This window comes from Priestia sp. FSL P4-0332, from assembly GCF_038005845.1.
Taxonomy (GTDB): Bacteria; Bacillota; Bacilli; order Bacillales; family Bacillaceae_H; genus Priestia.
The window spans coordinates 4,390,518-4,407,721 of record NZ_JBBOUA010000001.1 but is presented as its reverse complement, the minus strand read 5'-3'; the positions used below and the strand labels follow the sequence as shown (position 1 = coordinate 4,407,721).

General features: G+C 38.8%; 19 protein-coding genes and 5 tRNA genes. 17 read left to right on the top strand and 7 right to left on the bottom strand.

Going from position 1 to position 17,204, the window contains the following annotated elements; genetic code table 11:
• Positions 1-171: 171 nt before the first annotated feature.
• The 4 genes from MKY06_RS23140 (at position 172) to MKY06_RS23125 (ending at position 3,794) form a co-directional block, all read left to right on the top strand.
• Positions 172-1,311, top strand: coding sequence for an acyl-CoA dehydrogenase family protein (locus MKY06_RS23140; RefSeq protein ID WP_098449476.1), 1,140 nt, complete (start codon positions 172-174; stop codon positions 1,309-1,311).
• A gap of 131 nt (positions 1,312-1,442) precedes the next feature.
• Positions 1,443-1,802 (top strand): cytochrome c550, encoded by a 360-nt coding sequence (gene cccA, locus MKY06_RS23135; RefSeq protein ID WP_013059217.1) that lies wholly within the window; start codon positions 1,443-1,445, stop codon positions 1,800-1,802.
• Between the two features lie 169 nt (positions 1,803-1,971).
• Positions 1,972-2,676 carry a tRNA (adenine(22)-N(1))-methyltransferase gene (locus tag MKY06_RS23130; protein WP_029320175.1) on the top strand — a complete coding sequence of 235 codons (705 nt, stop codon included), beginning with the start codon at positions 1,972-1,974 and terminating at the stop codon, positions 2,674-2,676.
• Positions 2,673-3,794, top strand: coding sequence for a Nif3-like dinuclear metal center hexameric protein (locus tag MKY06_RS23125; RefSeq protein ID WP_029320177.1), 1,122 nt, complete (start codon positions 2,673-2,675; stop codon positions 3,792-3,794). The genes MKY06_RS23130 and MKY06_RS23125 overlap by 4 nt, the downstream gene beginning before the upstream one ends.
• A 47-nt stretch (positions 3,795-3,841) precedes the next feature.
• Here the strand turns inward: MKY06_RS23125 and MKY06_RS23120 are convergent, their stop codons facing one another.
• A complete protein-coding gene (locus MKY06_RS23120) occupies positions 3,842-4,792 on the bottom strand; it encodes a 4-hydroxy-3-methylbut-2-enyl diphosphate reductase (protein ID WP_013059214.1) in 951 nt (316 codons plus the stop codon).
• Between the two features lie 128 nt (positions 4,793-4,920).
• Positions 4,921-5,634, bottom strand: coding sequence for a YqfQ family protein (locus tag MKY06_RS23115; RefSeq protein WP_223272395.1), 714 nt, complete (start codon positions 5,632-5,634; stop codon positions 4,921-4,923).
• Positions 5,635-5,810: 176 nt separating this feature from the next.
• Between MKY06_RS23115 and MKY06_RS23110 the strand changes: the two genes are divergently transcribed.
• Both MKY06_RS23110 and MKY06_RS23105 read left to right on the top strand, forming a co-directional pair.
• The gene (locus tag MKY06_RS23110) at positions 5,811-7,130 is read left to right on the top strand and encodes a DEAD/DEAH box helicase (protein WP_013059212.1); all 1,320 of its coding nucleotides are present in this window, start codon (positions 5,811-5,813) and stop codon (positions 7,128-7,130) included.
• A 28-nt stretch (positions 7,131-7,158) separates the two neighbouring features.
• Positions 7,159-8,046, top strand: coding sequence for a deoxyribonuclease IV (locus MKY06_RS23105; RefSeq protein ID WP_029320182.1), 888 nt, complete (start codon positions 7,159-7,161; stop codon positions 8,044-8,046).
• Positions 8,047-8,095: 49 nt separating this feature from the next.
• On the opposite strand, the gene MKY06_RS23100 is transcribed toward MKY06_RS23105, so the two are convergent.
• Positions 8,096-8,347, bottom strand: a complete 252-nt coding sequence (locus tag MKY06_RS23100; RefSeq protein WP_013059210.1) for a DUF2624 domain-containing protein — start codon at positions 8,345-8,347, stop codon at positions 8,096-8,098.
• 273 nt (positions 8,348-8,620) lie between these two features.
• Here MKY06_RS23100 and MKY06_RS23095 point away from each other — a divergent pair, with 273 nt between their 5' ends.
• Genes MKY06_RS23095 through MKY06_RS23085 form a run of 3 tightly spaced genes read left to right on the top strand, consistent with a single transcriptional unit; the run spans position 8,621 to position 10,649 of the window.
• Positions 8,621-9,400: a metal ABC transporter ATP-binding protein gene (locus tag MKY06_RS23095; protein ID WP_013059209.1), complete on the top strand. Its 780-nt coding sequence runs from the start codon at positions 8,621-8,623 to the stop codon at positions 9,398-9,400.
• Positions 9,397-10,239: a metal ABC transporter permease gene (locus MKY06_RS23090; protein ID WP_013059208.1), complete on the top strand. Its 843-nt coding sequence runs from the start codon at positions 9,397-9,399 to the stop codon at positions 10,237-10,239. The genes MKY06_RS23095 and MKY06_RS23090 overlap by 4 nt, the downstream gene beginning before the upstream one ends.
• Positions 10,236-10,649: a Fur family transcriptional regulator gene (locus MKY06_RS23085; protein WP_013059207.1), complete on the top strand. Its 414-nt coding sequence runs from the start codon at positions 10,236-10,238 to the stop codon at positions 10,647-10,649. The genes MKY06_RS23090 and MKY06_RS23085 overlap by 4 nt, the downstream gene beginning before the upstream one ends.
• Before the next feature lie 30 nt (positions 10,650-10,679).
• On the opposite strand, the gene MKY06_RS23080 is transcribed toward MKY06_RS23085, so the two are convergent.
• On the bottom strand, positions 10,680-11,255 hold the full coding sequence (locus MKY06_RS23080) for a 5' nucleotidase, NT5C type (protein WP_013085038.1): 576 nt from the start codon (positions 11,253-11,255) through the stop codon (positions 10,680-10,682).
• 259 nt (positions 11,256-11,514) lie between these two features.
• On the opposite strand from MKY06_RS23080, the gene MKY06_RS23075 reads away from it, so the two are divergent.
• Positions 11,515-11,880: a hypothetical protein gene (locus MKY06_RS23075; protein WP_013059205.1), complete on the top strand. Its 366-nt coding sequence runs from the start codon at positions 11,515-11,517 to the stop codon at positions 11,878-11,880.
• Positions 11,881-11,918: 38 nt separating this feature from the next.
• Here MKY06_RS23075 and ispG read toward each other — a convergent pair whose 3' ends face one another.
• Positions 11,919-13,022, bottom strand: a complete 1,104-nt coding sequence (gene ispG / locus MKY06_RS23070; protein WP_201763664.1) for a flavodoxin-dependent (E)-4-hydroxy-3-methylbut-2-enyl-diphosphate synthase — start codon at positions 13,020-13,022, stop codon at positions 11,919-11,921.
• Between the two features lie 151 nt (positions 13,023-13,173).
• Complete coding sequence (locus MKY06_RS23065; protein WP_013059203.1) at positions 13,174-13,506, bottom strand: hypothetical protein; 333 nt, start codon at positions 13,504-13,506, stop codon at positions 13,174-13,176.
• A 76-nt stretch (positions 13,507-13,582) separates the two neighbouring features.
• Between MKY06_RS23065 and MKY06_RS23060 the strand changes: the two genes are divergently transcribed.
• Positions 13,583-14,794 carry an MFS transporter gene (locus tag MKY06_RS23060; RefSeq protein WP_029320187.1) on the top strand — a complete coding sequence of 404 codons (1,212 nt, stop codon included), beginning with the start codon at positions 13,583-13,585 and terminating at the stop codon, positions 14,792-14,794.
• Positions 14,795-14,941: 147 nt separating this feature from the next.
• On the opposite strand, the gene MKY06_RS23055 is transcribed toward MKY06_RS23060, so the two are convergent.
• Complete coding sequence (locus tag MKY06_RS23055) at positions 14,942-15,733, bottom strand: DUF1189 domain-containing protein (RefSeq protein WP_029320189.1); 792 nt, start codon at positions 15,731-15,733, stop codon at positions 14,942-14,944.
• A gap of 347 nt (positions 15,734-16,080) precedes the next feature.
• Between MKY06_RS23055 and MKY06_RS23050 the strand changes: the two genes are divergently transcribed.
• From MKY06_RS23050 to MKY06_RS23025, 6 genes are all read left to right on the top strand, one after another.
• The gene (locus MKY06_RS23050) at positions 16,081-16,566 is read left to right on the top strand and encodes a DUF456 domain-containing protein (RefSeq protein ID WP_013059199.1); all 486 of its coding nucleotides are present in this window, start codon (positions 16,081-16,083) and stop codon (positions 16,564-16,566) included.
• Positions 16,567-16,628: 62 nt separating this feature from the next.
• Positions 16,629-16,703: transfer RNA gene (locus tag MKY06_RS23045), tRNA-Asn, on the top strand.
• A gap of 1 nt (position 16,704) precedes the next feature.
• A tRNA-Met gene (locus MKY06_RS23040) sits at positions 16,705-16,778 on the top strand.
• A 40-nt stretch (positions 16,779-16,818) separates the two neighbouring features.
• Positions 16,819-16,893 (top strand) — tRNA-Asn (locus tag MKY06_RS23035).
• Positions 16,894-16,896: 3 nt separating this feature from the next.
• A tRNA-Ile gene (locus tag MKY06_RS23030) sits at positions 16,897-16,973 on the top strand.
• Positions 16,974-16,984: 11 nt separating this feature from the next.
• Positions 16,985-17,077 (top strand) — tRNA-Ser (locus MKY06_RS23025).
• Positions 17,078-17,204: the final 127 nt, after the last annotated feature.

Here is a 17,204-nt window from a genome sequence, read left to right as displayed (position 1 = left end):
TTCCTTTTAAACATCCGAAAAATGGAATCGCTATCATTTTATTCATGCTTTGATTAGTACTTCTCTATTATAACATGAAAAAATTAAAACGTTTTAAAAGTTGAGAAAATTTACAAAAATGAATTATAATTAAATAATGTAAGCGTATACATTTTTTTAGGGGGAATAAAAATGAATTTTGAATTAACCAATGAACAAAAGATGATTCAACGGACGCTCAGAGAGTTTTCAGAAGCGGAAGTAGCACCGAATGCACTAGAGCGCGATCGAAGTAAGCAATTTCCGCTTGATGTTTTTAAAAAGTTAAGTGAGCTTGGTGTAATGGGTCTTCCTTTTCCTGAAGAGTATGGAGGCGGAGGAGCAGATACGGTTAGTTTTGCTATTGTCGTAGAGGAATTAAGTAAAGCTTGTGGCTCTACAGGAATTACATACTCAGCTCATGTTTCGCTGGGGGGGGCACCTATTTATTTATTCGGAACAAAGGAGCAAAAAGAACAGTACCTACCTGCTTTATGCTCTGGGGAATCTTTTGGAGCGTTTGGTTTAACCGAACCGAACGCAGGAAGTGACGCGGGGGGAACGGAGACCGAAGCAGTGTTGAAGGATGGAACATTTATGATTAATGGAAGTAAATGCTATATTACGAATGCCAGCTATGCAAAGTTTTTAGCTTTAACGGCTGTTACAAATCGTACAGAAGGTAAAAAAGAAATTTCAGCTATTATCGTGCCTACAGAAGCTCGAGGTTTTACTGTAATAGACAATTACGAGAAAATGGGTCTACATGCTTCAAATACAACTGAACTCGTTTTAGAGGATGTTGAAGTGCCTGAAGAGAATTTACTCGGTGTAAGAGGAGAAGGCTTTAAACAATTTCTAATGACGCTTGACGGGGGAAGAATTGGAATTGGAGCAATGGCCGTTGGAATCGCTCAAGCGGCTTATGAAAAAGCACTGTCATATGCGCAGGAAAGAAAGCAATTTGGGAAAGCTATTTCATCGTTTCAAGCGATTCAGTTTAAATTAGCTGATATGGCCATGAAAATTGAGTTAGCAAGAAATATGGTGTATAAAGCAGCGTGGTTAAAAGACCAAGGAAAGCCATTTACGAAAGAAGCTGCTATGTGTAAACTGTATGCTTCTGAAATTTGTATGGAAGTAGCCAGTCAAGCTGTTCAGATTCATGGAGGATACGGCTACATGAAGGAGTATCACGTGGAGCGGTATTTACGAGATGCCAAGCTTTTAGAAATTGGAGAAGGAACTTCAGAAATTCAGCGCTCGGTTATTGCAAGGCAAATTGGCTGTTAAGATACGCAATAAGAAATTAGTTAATTATGTAAATAAAACCCTTTCACTTATGAGCATTTTCAAGTAAAATAAAAGTGCTTATACTATTTTGTTATTTCTAGGGATGGGAATACATAAAGGGGGTATAGTGAGTGAAGCGAAATCCGCTAATACCATTTTTATTAATTGCGGTAATTGGGATTGCTTTAATGTTAACGCTTTCGTTCAACGGATTGAACAATGCAAAAGAAATCGCGGCTGAAAAAGAAGGCGGTGGCGCGGAACAGCAGGCTTCAGCTAAACCAGAAGAAATTTATCAAAAAACTTGTATTGGTTGTCACGGTGATCAGTATCAAGGTGGAGTAGGTCCTTCGTTAAAAGGAATTGGGAAAAAAGTTTCTCAAGACGAAATTGCAGATATTGTTGTAAACGGTAAAGGAAACATGCCGCCTGGGCTGGTTCCTCCGGAAAAAGCGAAGGAAATGGCTAAATGGGTATCAGAAATTAAATAGAGTTCAGAAACATGATTTTCTGGAAAGCCGCTCATTTATAAAGCAGGCTTTTTTTTTATGGTTTTTTTATAAGCATTCGGCTAAAAGGAAAACATGAAGAGAAATAGGAATCATGCAGCTATCTATGTTAAAATAATGAACAGTAATCACATAGAGAATAGGTGACAAAATGAATGAATTAAACTTATCAATAAGACTTGAAGAAGTAGTAAAGTCGATTCCTTTGGGAGCAAAGATAGCAGACATTGGCTCAGATCATGCATACTTGCCGTGTTTTGCTTATTTAAACGGATATATTAGCGGTGCCGTAGCAGGAGAAATTACAGAAGGTCCTCTTCAATCTGCTATTCAGCAGGTGAAAAAAACAAGCTTAACGGACGTTATTGACGTTCGAAAAGGAAACGGCCTAGAAGTAATATCACCGAATGAAGTAGACTGTATTACAATCTGCGGAATGGGCGGAACGCTTATTACGATGATTTTAGAAGAAGGAAAGGCGAAACTAGAAGGAGTAAAAAGACTTGTACTTCAGCCGAATATTGGTTCACATCATATTCGCAGCTGGCTGATTCAACACAACTGGGAAATCATTGATGAAAAAATCATCGAAGAAGACGGTCGTATGTATGAAGTCATCGTCGCTGAACCTGGAAACGCCTTAGCTCCTTATAACGGTGAAGTGGAAGCCGGTGTGTTAATGGGCCCTATTTTAAAAGAAAAGCGCTCTTCTGCTTTTACGGCAAAGTGGACGTATGAACTAAATCATCTTAAACAAATTGTCAGCCAAATGGAGCAGGCTCAGTCCGAGGAAAGCAAAGCAAAACTTCAAAAACTTACCCAAGACATCTCATTAATTGAGGAGGCGTTAAAATGAGTAAAATCCCTAACGGATTTCAAGTAATTGAAGCATTTGAATCATTTTCTCCCAAGCATTTAGCGGTTGAAGGAGATAAAATTGGTTTACAGATTGGAACGTTAAACAAGCCTGTAAAAAAAGTAATGGTAACGTTAGATGTTCTTGAAACGGTCGTAGACGAAGCGATTGAAAAACAAGTGGATTTAATTATTGCTCATCATCCTCCTATTTTTAGACCTCTAAAACAAGTGGTTACAGATCGTCCTGAAGGGCGTATTTTAGAGAAATGCATCAAACATGATATTGCTGTATATGCTGCTCATACAAACTTAGATATAGCTAAAGGTGGAGTAAATGACTTGTTGGCCGAAGCATTGGGGCTACAAGAGACAAAAGTGCTGGTTCCAACAACGTCTATTCAGCTGAAAAAGCTTGCTGTATTTGTTCCTTCAAATCATGCTGAAGCAGTGCGCACAGCTATTTGTAATGCGGGAGCTGGACATGTGGGTCTTTACAGCGACTGTACGTTTTCAACTGAAGGGGAAGGCACATTTAAACCTTCTTCAGAAGCCAATCCATACATTGGTTCAAAAGGAGAGTTAGAACGTGTAAATGAAACAAAAGTTGAAACTATTTTTGAAGCGGGTCAACAAAATAAAATTATTCGTGCCATGCTCAGTGCTCATCCTTACGAAGAAGTAGCCTATGACATTTATCCAGTGGAACAAACGGGCGAGCCGCTTGGACTTGGACGAATTGGTAAGTTAAAAGAAGAGATGACGTTAAAACAGTTTGCCGCTCATGTTAAACAAGCATTGGATGTGGACGGTGTTAGAGTAGTAGGGGCTATGGATGCCACAGTGAAAAAAGTAGCTGTTCTTGGTGGAGATGGAAACAAATATATTACAAACGCAAAATTTAGCGGAGCAGATGCCTATGTAACAGGTGATTTGTATTTCCACGTTGCGCATGATGCAATGGCAATGGGCTTAAACGTTGTAGATCCTGGTCATCATGTTGAAAAAGTTATGAGACAAGGTGTAACGCGTGTATTAAACAGTCTTTTTGATGCGAAAAACTTTGAGTGTGAAGTATTTGATTCAAAAGTAGACACAAACCCATTTACGTTTATGTAACAAAAAAAGAAGGTGTTGACGAATGTCAACACCTTCTTTTGCGTCTATTAAGACGATTTTTTTGTTCGAACTTTTGGTAAAATCTTTGAAAGAGGCACGCTTTTTTCACGTGTCCATGTTGTTTCATCTTCCGGATCAAACTGATCTAGAAAATTGATGACCTCTTTTGTGATTGGAGTAGGGGTAGATGCGCCTGCCGTAACAGCTACGGTTTTCGCGTTCATCAACCATTCGATCTGAAGTTCTGAGATGTCACCGATACGATATGCCTCAGTGCCGGCAATCTCCATTGATACTTGAGCTAAACGGTTTGAATTGTTACTTTTAGGATCTCCTACTACAATTGTAACATCTGCTTCACCTGCTTGCTCGGCTACAGCTTCTTGGCGAACTTGTGTAGCTAAACAAATTTCCTTGTGAACTTCAGCGTGCGGATATTTTTCTTTTACCTTTTCCATTACTTCTGCAACGTCCCACTGACTCATTGTTGTCTGATTTGTTACAATGATTTTCTCACGTTGAATATTTAAATGGGCTACGTCTTCTGCTTTTTCAATTAAATGAACGATATCTGGCGCGATACCAAGTGCACCTTCTGGCTCAGGATGATTTCGTTTTCCGATATAAATAACGTCATAGCCTTCTTTTTCTTTTTGGCGAATAAGGTCATGGGTTTTTGTAACATCCGGACATGTAGCATCGATTGTTGTTAAGCCTTTTTCTTTTGCTCGTTCTTTTACTTCTGGAGATACTCCGTGCGCAGTAAAAATAACGGTTCCTTCATTTATTTGGTCTAAGATTTCCAGGCGATTAGCACCGTCCAGTGTGATAATGCCGTCCTCTTCAAACGCATCTGTAACGTGTTTATTATGAACAATCATTCCTAAGATATAGATTGGCCGAGGCAATGATTTATCTAAAGCGGCGTTTCGTGCAATGACCATTGCGTCTACTACACCATAACAATAGCCGCGCGGTGCAATTTTAATAACTTTCATTTCAATTTCCTCCTCATCATAATCCTGACGAGCAATTCAACTCGCTTCTATTATATAAAAGAGGAAGGAAGAATACAAAGATATTCTTTTTTTGCTCACTGTATTTCCTTAAGGAATCAGCAGATTTATCAAATATAAAGTTTTGGTTTAGACACCCGATCTCTGGATGAATGTTCAATTTCTTCTTCAAAGAAATCCAGCTCATCATCGGATGAATCCGTGCTTTCTGCGCCTGCTGATAAAACCTTACTGTCTTTACTTTCATCCGTTTCAGAAACCTCTGTTCCTTCTGCTTCGAGTACTTCATCTGTGTCATCACTTGAGCGCAAGGCCTGATAGATTTTCCATAGAGAAGGAGCATTTTTGACAAGAGGTCCGTATTGTTGAATCATAGGTCCCATCGTTTCCGCTGCTTTTAGTACTCGCTGAACATTCCCCATCATGGAGCTCAAGTTAGCAGGGTTCGTTAATCCTTGCAAACCTCCAAGCAGGGAAGAAGAGTTAGTCGCTCCTGCAGCACCTTGGGCTCCTGAAAGTCCAGAAAACAAAGAACCTCGAGGAGCAGCTGCAGCCGCTTGTTGAAATGGTATGTTTCTATTTCCGCCTCTTCGGAATAGGCGAGTTAAGAAGTTACCTCCTCCACGGTTCAGGCCTTGCTGATTCGGGTAAAATGATTGTTGAGCATTTGTTTGCTGGGCAAAGTTACGAAACTGCTGTAATGGATTAAATTGGCCAAAGTTACCAGGTTGTTGCCCAAAGCCGTTTTGTGGTGGCATTCCTGGCATCATTCTTCTTTGCATACCGGGTGGAAATGGTGGTCTTCGCTGTAGCAAAGGACGCACCTCCTTTAGTAAAGTAGATTTTCTTTTACTATCGTATGCAACTCGCGATAAAATGTTTTTGAAACAGGTAATAAGTTTTAGTAATATGAATGAGAAGTAGTCACAGAAGGAAAAATCGATTATAATCATATATTGTGCCTTAAAAGATGAACGTGAATGTAAAAAAGGAGACTATTATGGAAAAAACAAACTTTGAACGTTTTGAGTTTCAACCATTTTTAATAGAAGCAATTAAACAATTAGGTTTTTATCAGCCTACAGAGATTCAGGAGCGCTTAATTCCTTCCGTTTTAAAAGGGGAAAGTGTAATTGGTCAGTCGCAAACAGGGACCGGCAAAACACACGCTTATTTATTGCCTTTACTTGAAAAGGTAGACCCTAAAAAAGAAGAAGTACAAGTTGTGATCACCGCTCCAACTCGTGAGCTTGCTTCTCAAATTTATCAAGAAGTATTAAAGCTAACAAAACACAGTGCTGAAGGAGAGGAAATTTCAGCAAAATGTTTTATCGGCGGTACAGATAAGCAGCGTACAATCGACAAATTAAAGAAGCAGCCTCAAGTTGTTGTAGGAACACCTGCTCGTTTGTTTGATTTAGTAAATGAAAAAGCGTTAGTTGTGTATACAACAAAGGCGTTAGTAGTAGACGAAGCTGATTTAATGCTTGATATGGGATTTTTAGAAGATGTGGACCGTTTGGCAAGCAACATGCCTGAAAAATTACAGATGCTTGTTTTTTCGGCAACTATTCCTGAAAAATTAAAGCCATTCTTAAAAAAATACATGGAAAATCCAAAATTTACGCATGTTTCGCCGAAGCAAGCAGCAGCAGCTAAATTAGAGCATGTATTAGTTCCACTGCGTCATCGTAACAAGTTTAAGCTGCTGCATGATATGCTTATTTCGTATAATCCTTATTTAGCTATCGTCTTTACAAATACAAAGAAAATGGCGGACGAAGTAGCAGATGACCTACTGTCTAAAGGCTTAAAGGTAGGAAGAATTCACGGAGACTTATCTCCTCGTGACCGTAAGAAAATGATGAAGCAAATTAATAATTTAGAATTTCAATACGTAGTAGCGACAGATTTAGCAGCTCGCGGTATTGATATTGAAGGAATTTCACACGTCATTAACTTTGAGCTTCCTTCAGATCTAGATTTCTACATTCACCGCGTAGGACGTACAGCTCGTGCCGGTCATTCTGGCATTGCTGCTACAATCTTCGATGTGGAAGATGAAGATGCAGTAAATAAGCTGGAGAAAATGGGAATCGAGTTTGTAAACAAAGATCTTCAAAAGCAAGAATGGGTTTCCATCGATGACCGTAACCGCCGTAAAAAGCGTGTGAAGAAAGCGGATGAAGTGGGAGAAGAGGCACATCGCTTTATTCAAAAGCCGAAGAAAGTAAAGCCTGGCTACAAGAAAAAACGTGCTCGTGAAATTACAAAGTATGTGCAAAAGAAAAAGCGTAGTGAAAGACGCAACAATCGTTAATCGCAATAGGTTAGAGGTGTAAAAAGGAATGTTGAAAATTGGTTCTCACGTATCGATGAGCGGCAAAAAGATGCTTTTAGGAGCAAGTGAAGAGGCAGCTTCTTACGGAGCAAATACGTTTATGATCTATACAGGCGCTCCACAAAATACTCGTCGCAAAAAGATTGAAGAGCTTAATATTGAAGCTGGTCTTTTGCATATGAAAGAGCATGGAATGACAGATATTGTTGTACATGCTCCCTATATCATTAATCTAGGAAATACAACAAAGCCCGAAACATTTGAGCTTGGAGTAGATTTCTTAACGTCTGAAATTCAGCGCACCCATGCTCTTGGCGCAAAGCAAATTGTTCTTCACCCAGGAGCTCACGTGGGTGCTGGAGCAGATGCCGGTATTCAGCAAATTATCAAAGGTCTAAACGAAGTGTTGACAGCTGATCAAGAAGTTCAAATTGCGCTTGAGACAATGGCTGGAAAAGGAACAGAGTGTGGAAGAAGCTTTGAAGAAATTGCCCAAATTATTGATGGCGTGACGCACAATGAAAAGCTCTCTGTTTGTTTTGACACATGTCACGTACATGATGCTGGTTATGATATCGTTCAAGACTTTGACGGTGTATTAAATGAATTTGACAAAACCGTAGGAATACAGCGAATTAAAGTGCTTCACATCAATGATAGTAAAAATGTATGCGGTGCTCGAAAAGACCGCCATGAAAATATTGGATTTGGTGAAATCGGATTTGGTTCACTGAATTATATTGTTCATCACCCAGCGTTTACAGAAGTTCCTAAAATTCTAGAAACTCCTTATGTAGGAGAAGATAAGAAAAATAAAAAAGCGCCATATCAGTTGGAAATTGATATGATTCGTGCACAAAGCTTTGATTCAGAGGTAAAACAAAAGCTTATGTAATTTCATATGTGGTTGAAAGAGGTCATGTCTATAGACATGACCTCTTCTTTTACATCAACTGCTGAAATAATTCATTCACTCGTCTGGCAGTTTCACGATCTGTTACTTGAGCAATTTGTTTGATTAAATTTCGGCGCTCTTCAAGGTTATAAATATTTACGGGCTGCTGTCTAATGACGGATACAAGGGTATGTGCCTGCTGATCTGTAATGGGGATGTTGTATTGTTTGCTATACTTTAAAAGCTCTTTCGGGGTAATGTTGTTTACTTTCTTATTGACAATCTGCTGTACAATTTTCATATGATTACCTCCTCGTCATATACAGTTTATGAATAAAAAAGAAAGATGTGACTATATTGTGTAATAAAACAACATTTTGAGTCGGACGAACTTACAGAGGCAAGAAAGCGAAGGAGTGAAACGGCTTAGTTTACAAATAAAAGACAATCCTGTATACTACATTAATGACTAAATCGTAATGATTCTGAGAAAGTAAATGGGTAACGGAGTATACGATAGAAACCGTGCCCTCTTTTGTATGGAGAAATATAAAAAAAGAATGGTGAGGCGCATATGAATACACCTGATATCATTGAAATTGATCATTTATCATTTCAATATGATGGAGTGAATGTATTAGAAGATATAAGTTTTTCAATTCCGAAAGGAGCTTTTTTGGGTCTCGTTGGTCCAAATGGTTCTGGGAAATCAACGCTAATCAAATGTTTGCTTGGTTTGCAAAAACCATCTCAAGGTGCAATTCGTTTATTTGGAAAAGATCAGAGAAGGTTTAAAGAACGAAGTAAAATTGGATATGTATCGCAAAAAGCGAATAGTTTCAACAGCGGCTTTCCTGCTACCGTTTTTGAAGTGGTTTCCACGGGTCTTACTTCAAAATTAGGTTTGTTTCGCTTTATGAATGCTTCTCATAAACAAAAAGTGAAAGAAGCGGTAGAAGCAGTGGGGATGAGCGAATTTTTAAATCGAAACATAGGAGAACTATCCGGTGGTCAGCAGCAGCGAATTTTTATTGCACGCGCGCTTGTAAGTGAACCCGAGCTGTTAATTTTAGATGAGCCAACAGTCGGAGTGGATGCACAAAATGTGTACACTTTTTATGAGCTTCTTGAAAAGTTAAATAAGGAAAAAGGAATTACGCTCGTGCTTGTCACTCACGATATTGGCACTGTCTCAGAAAAAGTAACCCACGTTGCTTGTTTAAATAAATTTCTACACTTTCATGGGAATGCCAAAGAATTCGAACAGCTTTGTGAACATGACGTATCTATGTTTTATGGTCATAATGTTCATGTGTTAACCCATGATCATCATCATGGAGGGCAGCACGTATGATAAGCAGTTTATTTCAATTTGAGTTTTTACGAAATGCATTTTTAACCGGTATGATTATTGGCGTCTTAGCTCCTTTATTGGGCACGTTCATCGTAGTAAGACGTCTTTCTTTAATTGCAGACGCGTTAAGTCACGTGACGCTAGCGGGGATTTCTGCGAGCTTGCTTCTTAGTCAGAAAATAGGGTTTATGCAAGGAGTGAACCCCGTCTATTTAGGGATGGTATCTTCCGTTACAGGCGCTCTTTTCATTGAAAAACTTCGAAGCGTCTACAAGCATTACCAAGAGCTGGCCATTCCGATTATTTTATCGGGCGGAATTGGTATTAGTGCAATTTGTATCTCGCTAGCGGACGGTTTTAATAATGATTTAATGAATTATTTGTTTGGAAGCGTAAGTGCGGTGAGTCGTTCGGATCTTTGGACAGTTGTTGTTATAGCCGTATTTGTTATAGCTATTGTCTTTTTCTTATATAAAGAATTGTTTATTTTATCTTTTGACGAGGAGCACGCTTCTGCTTCTGGGATTAAATCGAAGTGGATGCACTTTTTATTTATTGTGATGGTTGCTCTTGTCATTGCTGTATCGATGCGTATCGTCGGTATCTTATTAGTGTCATCTCTTATGACTCTTCCTGTAGCAGCAAGCATTCGCTTAGCTAGAGGCTTTAAACAAACGATTTTGCTTTCGGTGATTTTTGGTGAAATATCTGTTTTAGGCGGATTATTTTCAGCGTACTACTTGGATTTAGCACCAGGCGGTACAATTGTTGTCATTGCTGTTGTTATTTTAATCATATCTATTATGATTAATAAAGGACGGAAGGGGAAACAAAAATGAATTTAACTGAAGCCATTCATTTATTAAAAGATCAAGGATATAAACATACAGGAAAACGTGAAGAAATGCTTGCCCTGTTTTCAAAATCAAATAAGTACTTAACGGCAAAAGATGTATTAGAATACATGAAGCCTGATTATCCTGGTCTGAGTTTTGATACAATCTACCGTAATTTATCATTGTTTGTGGAGTTAGGCGTACTTGAAATGACAGAGCTTTCGAGCGAAAAGCACTTTCGATTTAAATGTGCAACCGCCCATCATCATCACCACTTCATTTGTTTAGATTGTGGAAAAACAAAAGAAATTGAAGCTTGTCCGATGGAGTATGTAGACGAGGATTTGCGAGGATACAATATTACAGGCCATAAATTTGAAATTTACGGTCAATGTATAGAATGTAATCAATAAAAAAGAGAGGGCGTTATGCACCTCTCTTTTTTATTTTTGCTGTTCTTTTAACCAGCTGGCTACCCACTGATCTGCTTCTAGCCAATTGTATACGCGAACCACTCCTTTTGGAACAGGTAAGCGATTATAAGGAGTATCAAATAAGATAACGGGGATATTGCATTCTTCACTGATTTCACAAGCATTATCATGTTTGTCTTCAAAAAAGATATCAACATCATATCGTTTTGCTGTCTCAACTTTAAAATGAGATCCGACTAACTCAATGTGATGAAACGATAGTTCATTTTTTTGAAACCATTCTTCCGTGACGTCCAATAGCTTATCGTGCCTTGCACTAATAAAGAATAATTCGTGCTTTTGATGCCATTTTTGCAAAACCGCTTTTGCATCGTCTGCAAGTGGAGAGGTTTCGTAAATAGAGCGTTCATTTGCTTTAAACCATTTCCCGAGTTCAGCAGGTGATACATTTACAAAAGGGCTGAAATCATATTCTGTAATGTCTTCAAGTGTTAAATTTAAGTTAAAGGCTTTATTTAAATGAGGAACAAAAGTTTCAGGAGAAGTAACAGTTCCATCAATGTCAATTCCAAACTTTTTCGTCAACTACGTGCACTCCTTTAATACGTTTATTCTACTTAGGTGCTTGATTATTCTTGTCTAGTGTAACATAAAGCCCAAACAGAAACAGTAATACTTTTTATACGCCTTTGGCAAAACGTAATGATCACTGCATGGCCTGGTGATTGCGTCTGTACCTATTTCTTGTAAGAGAGTGAGCAGCTGTATAAGATTGACACTTATAATTTTCCCTCGCATTCAGATACTATAAATGCTCCTTATTTACGAAAGCGAGGGATTAAGCATGGAGAATGAAGAACAAAGGCGTAGAAAAGATGTATATGAAGCTGATTTCATGGAAGAAACTGCAGCTGAAGTGGGCGTTCCTTACCGAGTAGGAGAGCCTCATGCAGAGCGTGAAGTTATAGATATTGATCGCAATCGCAATCATGAAGTCGCTGGACGAGGAGAAGGAACGGGATACGGTCGTTTCGCACTCGTGCTTTCGATTCTTTCACTATTCTTTTTACCAATTATTCTTGGTGCCGCTGGGATTATTCTAGGGTTTATCGCACGCAGAAAAGGAGCACTTACGCTAGGAGCATGGGCAATAGGGATCGGAGTTGTATCGATTATTGTCGGTACGTTTATATTACCGTTCTTTTCATAAAAAAAAGCGAGGCGCATATGCGCCTCGCTTTTTTTGGGTTATGATTTAGCTGCAGCTTTTTCAGCTTCTTGCTTTGCGTGATATTCAGCAGCAATTTTATCAATTTCTTTTTTAAGTTCCTCAACCATTGTTTCTTCAGGAACTTTGCGTACGATTTCGCCTTTGCGGAATAGTAGACCTTCACCGCGTGCTCCTGCAATCCCGATATCAGCTTCACGAGCTTCACCAGGACCGTTTACAGCGCAGCCAAGTACTGCTACTTTAATCGGTGCTTTTACAGTTGAAATATACTCTTCAACTTCATTAGCAATGCTAATTAAATCAATTTCAATACGTCCGCAAGTTGGGCAAGAAATAAGAGTTGCAGCATTGGAAGCTAAACCGAATGATTTTAGCAATTCGCGCGCAACTTTTACTTCTTCTACAGGATCCGCACTTAAAGAAATACGTAATGTATTTCCGATTCCTTTAGATAAAATAGCGCCAAGACCTGCTGCACTTTTTACAGTTCCTGCAAATAATGTACCTGATTCTGTAATTCCTAAGTGAAGAGGGTAGTCAAATGCTTGAGCAGCTTTTTCATAAGCTTCAATTGCCAAGTTAACATCCGATGCTTTCATTGACACGATGATGTCATGGAAATCAAGGTCTTCTAAAATTTTAATGTGATGAAGTGCACTTTCTACCATGCCATCTGCTGTCGGATAGCCGTATTTATCTAAAATACGTTTTTCAAGTGAACCAGCGTTAACTCCAATACGAATTGGAATATTTTTAGCTTTTGCAGCATTTACAACAGCTTCCACTTTTTCACGGCGACCTATATTACCAGGGTTGATACGGATTTTATCCGCTCCGCCTTCAATTGCTTTTAATGCTAAGCGGTAGTCAAAATGAATATCCACAACTAATGGAATGTTAATGCGTTTTTTAATTTCAGGGATTGCATCTGCTGCGCGCTCGTCTGGACAAGCAACACGAACAACTTGGCATCCTGCTTCTTCTAAACGTTTAATTTCTGCAACCGTTGCTTCAACATCATGTGTCTTAGTGGTTGTCATACTTTGAATAACTAACTCGTTGCTGCCTCCGATTGTTAAATCTCCAACTTTAACCGGGCGTGTTTTTGTACGATGTATAATTTCACTCACGTGATAATCTCTCCTTCAAAATGAAATCAAGAATTTGAATTCATTAATAGAATAACTCTTTATGAACAAAATAACTAGTAGAAAGTACTACCTTAGCTATTTTAACAATGACTATCCCATCTTGACAAGAAGAATGCTGTCATTACTTGTAAATAGGGAACTTATACGTTTTTCCAATTTGAATATCCTCAGGCGCTGTACCGTTATTTAACTTTTTGAAGTCTGTAATCATTTGGTTCATAGAAACCGGTATCGATTTTTTTGTAAGCTCCTCAATGACGGACAAAACTGTATCGCCTGGCTTAATTTTTATTTTTGTATAGGTGGAAGAAGAGCTGGCGGCTTTTGTTTCTGCAGGCTGCGCTTTGCTGACTTGAACTGCTTCAGTAGCAGTGGGAATGGTCCCGTATTTAATGTCGTAGTGACAAATATATCCGATAAAAGCGAAAGCGGCTAATGCACATAGCTTTTTCATTATGCTCCTCCTTCATTCTTTTGCTTATGTGTAAAGCCTATGCTTGTCTTACTTAAATATGATTGGAGAACGAAAATTGAAAGAAAAATTAATGATTGTTTCATTAGGCTTATTGCCTTTAATCATGGTGCTGGGAAATTCCATGCTCATTCCTCTGCTGCCAAGCATTCAAAAGTCACTTCATTTAAGCGGAGTTCAAACCAGTTTGATACTGAGTGCATTTTCGATTCCAGCCGCATTGTGTATCCCTGCTGTAGGGATTTTATCAGACCGGTATGGGCGTAAAAAGTTAATCATATATTCACTCGTCATGATGATAATAGGTAGTATCATCGCTGCTAGTAGTGCTTCATTCTCTTCTGGAAGCTTTGCTGTGTTGATGGCAGGCAGAGTCATTCAAGGGATTGGAGCTGCAGGTACTACAACGTTGGCAATGGCATTAACTGGAGATGTATTTACAGGGGAAAAAAGAGCAAAAGTCCTCGGGATTTTAGAAGTGTATAACGGAGTTGGAAAAGTGGTTGCACCGATAATTGGAGCATCGGCAGCACTCGTCGTATGGTATGCCGCGTTTTTTGTCTATCCTTTAGCTGCAGGTGCTGCTTTAGTAGGTATAGTGATGTATGTGAGAGAAGGGAAAACAGGTTCGGATTCAGTATCTGTTCAAGAATATTTAAAGAAAGCTATTGGGATTGTCTATGATAAAAGAAAATCGCTTTTTCCTTTATTCTTTGTCGGGGGATTAGGGTTGTTTTTATTATTTGGCATTTTATATTACTTATCTTTTCTAATAGAGGAAACGTATCATATAGACGGTTTTTTTAAAGGAACCGCTTTTTTATTTCCTCTTGGTGCGATGACGCTCGTTTCTTACTGGACCGGTCAACGCATCAAAACAGATCTAGAGCTCATGAAAAAATTAATGATAGTAGGGATAACTCTTTTATTCCTAATGTTTGGAGTATTAACGATTATTTATACGCTTCCTGTGCTGATGTTTTGTTTGACAGTCGCCTTTGGCGGCTTAGGATTTGTTCTTCCGTGTATTAATATGATGATTACTTCAGCGGCTTCAGACGAAGAAAGAGGGTTTATTGTATCCATTTATGGAACGGTGAGATTTTTAGGAGTAGCGTTGGGACCTGTTGTTTTTGAAGTGTGGATGCATGCTGAAAGGCTGATGTTTGTTTATAGCTTTATTCTGCTCACAGCAGGAGGTTTGTGGGTTTTGTATCAGTTGAAAATTCTTTCTTCTGCAATGGGAAGAAGAAAAGTTGTACCGAAATAAAGAGGCTGAGACTTAACTAAATCACTCCAATCACCACCTAGAAGCAGCCGCATACATGAAACCTGCGTTCACCATATCAATAAAAAAATCCGAACGAGTTGGATTCTCTATCAAGAATCTAGATTCCTCGTTTGGATTTTCCTTCAACTAAAATATGTTTGTCCCAGCATCTTTATTAGGTTTTACCTTTTTTCTTATAGGAACCCTTGTGACGAGCAACAAGTAAATGAAGAATGTTCCTATCCAGTAAAGAGAGCTATGTAGTGCTAGAGACAAAGAAAAAGCTTCAAAAAGCGTATAAAGCAGCGTGAAGGCTACCGTACTATAAGCGCTCAGTGCCCATAGCTGCTTGAAAGGAAGCTGCTTTTTAGTAATGAGTCCAATCAGTTTTCCAAGATAAGCAAGGCAGGTAATAGAAAGGAAGTTTAGTCCAGATGTTAATACGTACAGTAAAAGCATAGCGATAGGGACAAGTATGTATAAAGAAAATTTTTGTTCGTGAAGCAAGTTTAGCAGTTCATTTTTATCTTTATGATGCCAGTTTAGCAACTCATATGAATACGTTTGTGTTTGTGAATTAGTCGTGATGTAAATTCCATCCTTTAAAAAACCAATTGCATGAGCAGGGGAATGAAACCGTTCAATAGACTGTGAGGGGTTTAAGATAAAAGCGGTACCGTTTGCTTTTTTTGTGAAAGGTTGACTTGACGTAAGCTGTGAGTTTGAAATAGAAAAAGAAGGAACAGATTTCGGAAGATCTGTAGTAGCGATATGATAGCCGTTTACAATCGTCAAAGTCATAAAGAAAAATGTAGGCAGCAAAGAAATAAATGTTAAAAACAGCACAAAGCCAATTGTTTTATTCGTATGCTCAAAGCGAAGCGACCTTATTTTTTTGAAGGAAGTAAAACTCCATGCCATCTTTTTCAGCATGCTCATTGTAAAGCCTCCTCTTATTGAAGATTCTGATTATACCTTATTTTATAGCGAAAATTTAAGGTTTACAATAGATTTTAGAAACCGTTACCAATTACAATGATGCGGTGGAGCGTTTTGTCACAAGCACATCTTATGCGTATATGTACAGGTTTTGCCGTCATTGTTTTTGAGGATATTACGGGCAGCTTGAGGACCGTGCTGTTAATATTGCAGAGGTACACTCGAAAATCATTATTTGAAGAGGTATTCGAAAGTAAAATAAAGGAAGGACTCGTCGTGCAAGGTCTTTCTTTATAGGAGTGATTATTGTATGATAAATAGTAATAATAAAAAGGATAGGTGCGGGCATGGCTATTTTATGTTGGGCATTAATTATCATTAGCTTTGTTGTATCGTTTGTTGGGTTGGTTTATCCTATCATCCCAAGCGTGCTATTTGTAGCTCTAGGATTTGTTATATACGGTTTATTTTATGATTTTAGCTCCTATAGCTGGTTATTTTGGGTGATACAAGGATTGTTAGTTGTCGCACTTTTTTTAGCAGACTATATAGCTAATATTATTGGTGTGAAAAAATTCGGAGGCACTAAAGCAGGTGTTTGGGGAAGTACAGTTGGGCTACTTGTGGGTCCGTTTGTCATTCCGGGATTTGGAATTATTTTAGGGCCGTTTATCGGAGCGATTGTAGGAGAACTGATTGTTCATCGGACCACAATTAGCAACGCAGTAAAAATTGGAGTAGGTTCGGTTATTGGCTTTTTTAGTGGCGCTATTTCAAAAGGATTTATTCAACTGCTGATGATTGCCTATTTTTTATACGCTGTTTTAAAATAATATATTGACTTTAGGCTAGAAACATGTTAAATTTTTAATGTCGCTAGTAAATGTTATATTGTTCCACAGTAGCTCAGTGGTAGAGCTATCGGCTGTTAACCGATCGGTCGTAGGTTCGAGTCCTACCTGTGGAGCCATGGCGGTGTAGCTCAGCTGGCTAGAGCGTACGGTTCATACCCGTGAGGTCGGGGGTTCGATCCCCTCCGCCGCTATTTTCCAATTTGCGTTTGTGACATACATAATTCATATTGTTCCACAGTAGCTCAGTGGTAGAGCTATCGGCTGTTAACCGATCGGTCGTAGGTTCGAGTCCTACCTGTGGAGCCATGTGGACCCTTAGCTCAGCTGGTTAGAGCAGACGGCTCATAACCGTCCGGTCGCAGGTTCGAGTCCTGCAGGGTCCACCATTTATAGGGTTGGAGGAATACCCAAGTCCGGCTGAAGGGATCGGTCTTGAAAACCGACAGGGGTGTTAAAGCCCGCGGGGGTTCGAATCCCTCTTCCTCCGCCATACTATTGTCTATTCAAAGCTTCTTTTGAGAAAAAGAAGCTTTTTTTATGTTTAAAAGAATAGCGAATGGGAATTAGGTAAATATAAATCATGGATTAGGAACTTTTTATTTGAAACAGTAGGGTAA

What these genes read in the sequence shown, in the direction of transcription:
- MKY06_RS23065 (WP_013059203.1), bottom strand. Translation starts at nt 13,506, where the DNA reads ATGAAAAAGCTATGTGCATTAGCCGCTTTCGCTTTTATCGGATATATT.
- MKY06_RS23055 (WP_029320189.1), bottom strand. Translation starts at nt 15,733, where the DNA reads ATGAGCATGCTGAAAAAGATGGCATGGAGTTTTACTTCCTTCAAAAAA.
- MKY06_RS23105 (WP_029320182.1), top strand. Translation starts at nt 7,159, where the DNA reads ATGTTGAAAATTGGTTCTCACGTATCGATGAGCGGCAAAAAGATGCTT.
- MKY06_RS23110 (WP_013059212.1), top strand. Translation starts at nt 5,811, where the DNA reads ATGGAAAAAACAAACTTTGAACGTTTTGAGTTTCAACCATTTTTAATA.
- MKY06_RS23140 (WP_098449476.1), top strand. Translation starts at nt 172, where the DNA reads ATGAATTTTGAATTAACCAATGAACAAAAGATGATTCAACGGACGCTC.
- MKY06_RS23050 (WP_013059199.1), top strand. Translation starts at nt 16,081, where the DNA reads ATGGCTATTTTATGTTGGGCATTAATTATCATTAGCTTTGTTGTATCG.
- MKY06_RS23120 (WP_013059214.1), bottom strand. Translation starts at nt 4,792, where the DNA reads ATGAAAGTTATTAAAATTGCACCGCGCGGCTATTGTTATGGTGTAGTA.
- MKY06_RS23095 (WP_013059209.1), top strand. Translation starts at nt 8,621, where the DNA reads ATGAATACACCTGATATCATTGAAATTGATCATTTATCATTTCAATAT.
- MKY06_RS23090 (WP_013059208.1), top strand. Translation starts at nt 9,397, where the DNA reads ATGATAAGCAGTTTATTTCAATTTGAGTTTTTACGAAATGCATTTTTA.
- MKY06_RS23125 (WP_029320177.1), top strand. Translation starts at nt 2,673, where the DNA reads ATGAGTAAAATCCCTAACGGATTTCAAGTAATTGAAGCATTTGAATCA.
- MKY06_RS23130 (WP_029320175.1), top strand. Translation starts at nt 1,972, where the DNA reads ATGAATGAATTAAACTTATCAATAAGACTTGAAGAAGTAGTAAAGTCG.
- MKY06_RS23075 (WP_013059205.1), top strand. Translation starts at nt 11,515, where the DNA reads ATGGAGAATGAAGAACAAAGGCGTAGAAAAGATGTATATGAAGCTGAT.
- MKY06_RS23085 (WP_013059207.1), top strand. Translation starts at nt 10,236, where the DNA reads ATGAATTTAACTGAAGCCATTCATTTATTAAAAGATCAAGGATATAAA.
- MKY06_RS23100 (WP_013059210.1), bottom strand. Translation starts at nt 8,347, where the DNA reads ATGAAAATTGTACAGCAGATTGTCAATAAGAAAGTAAACAACATTACC.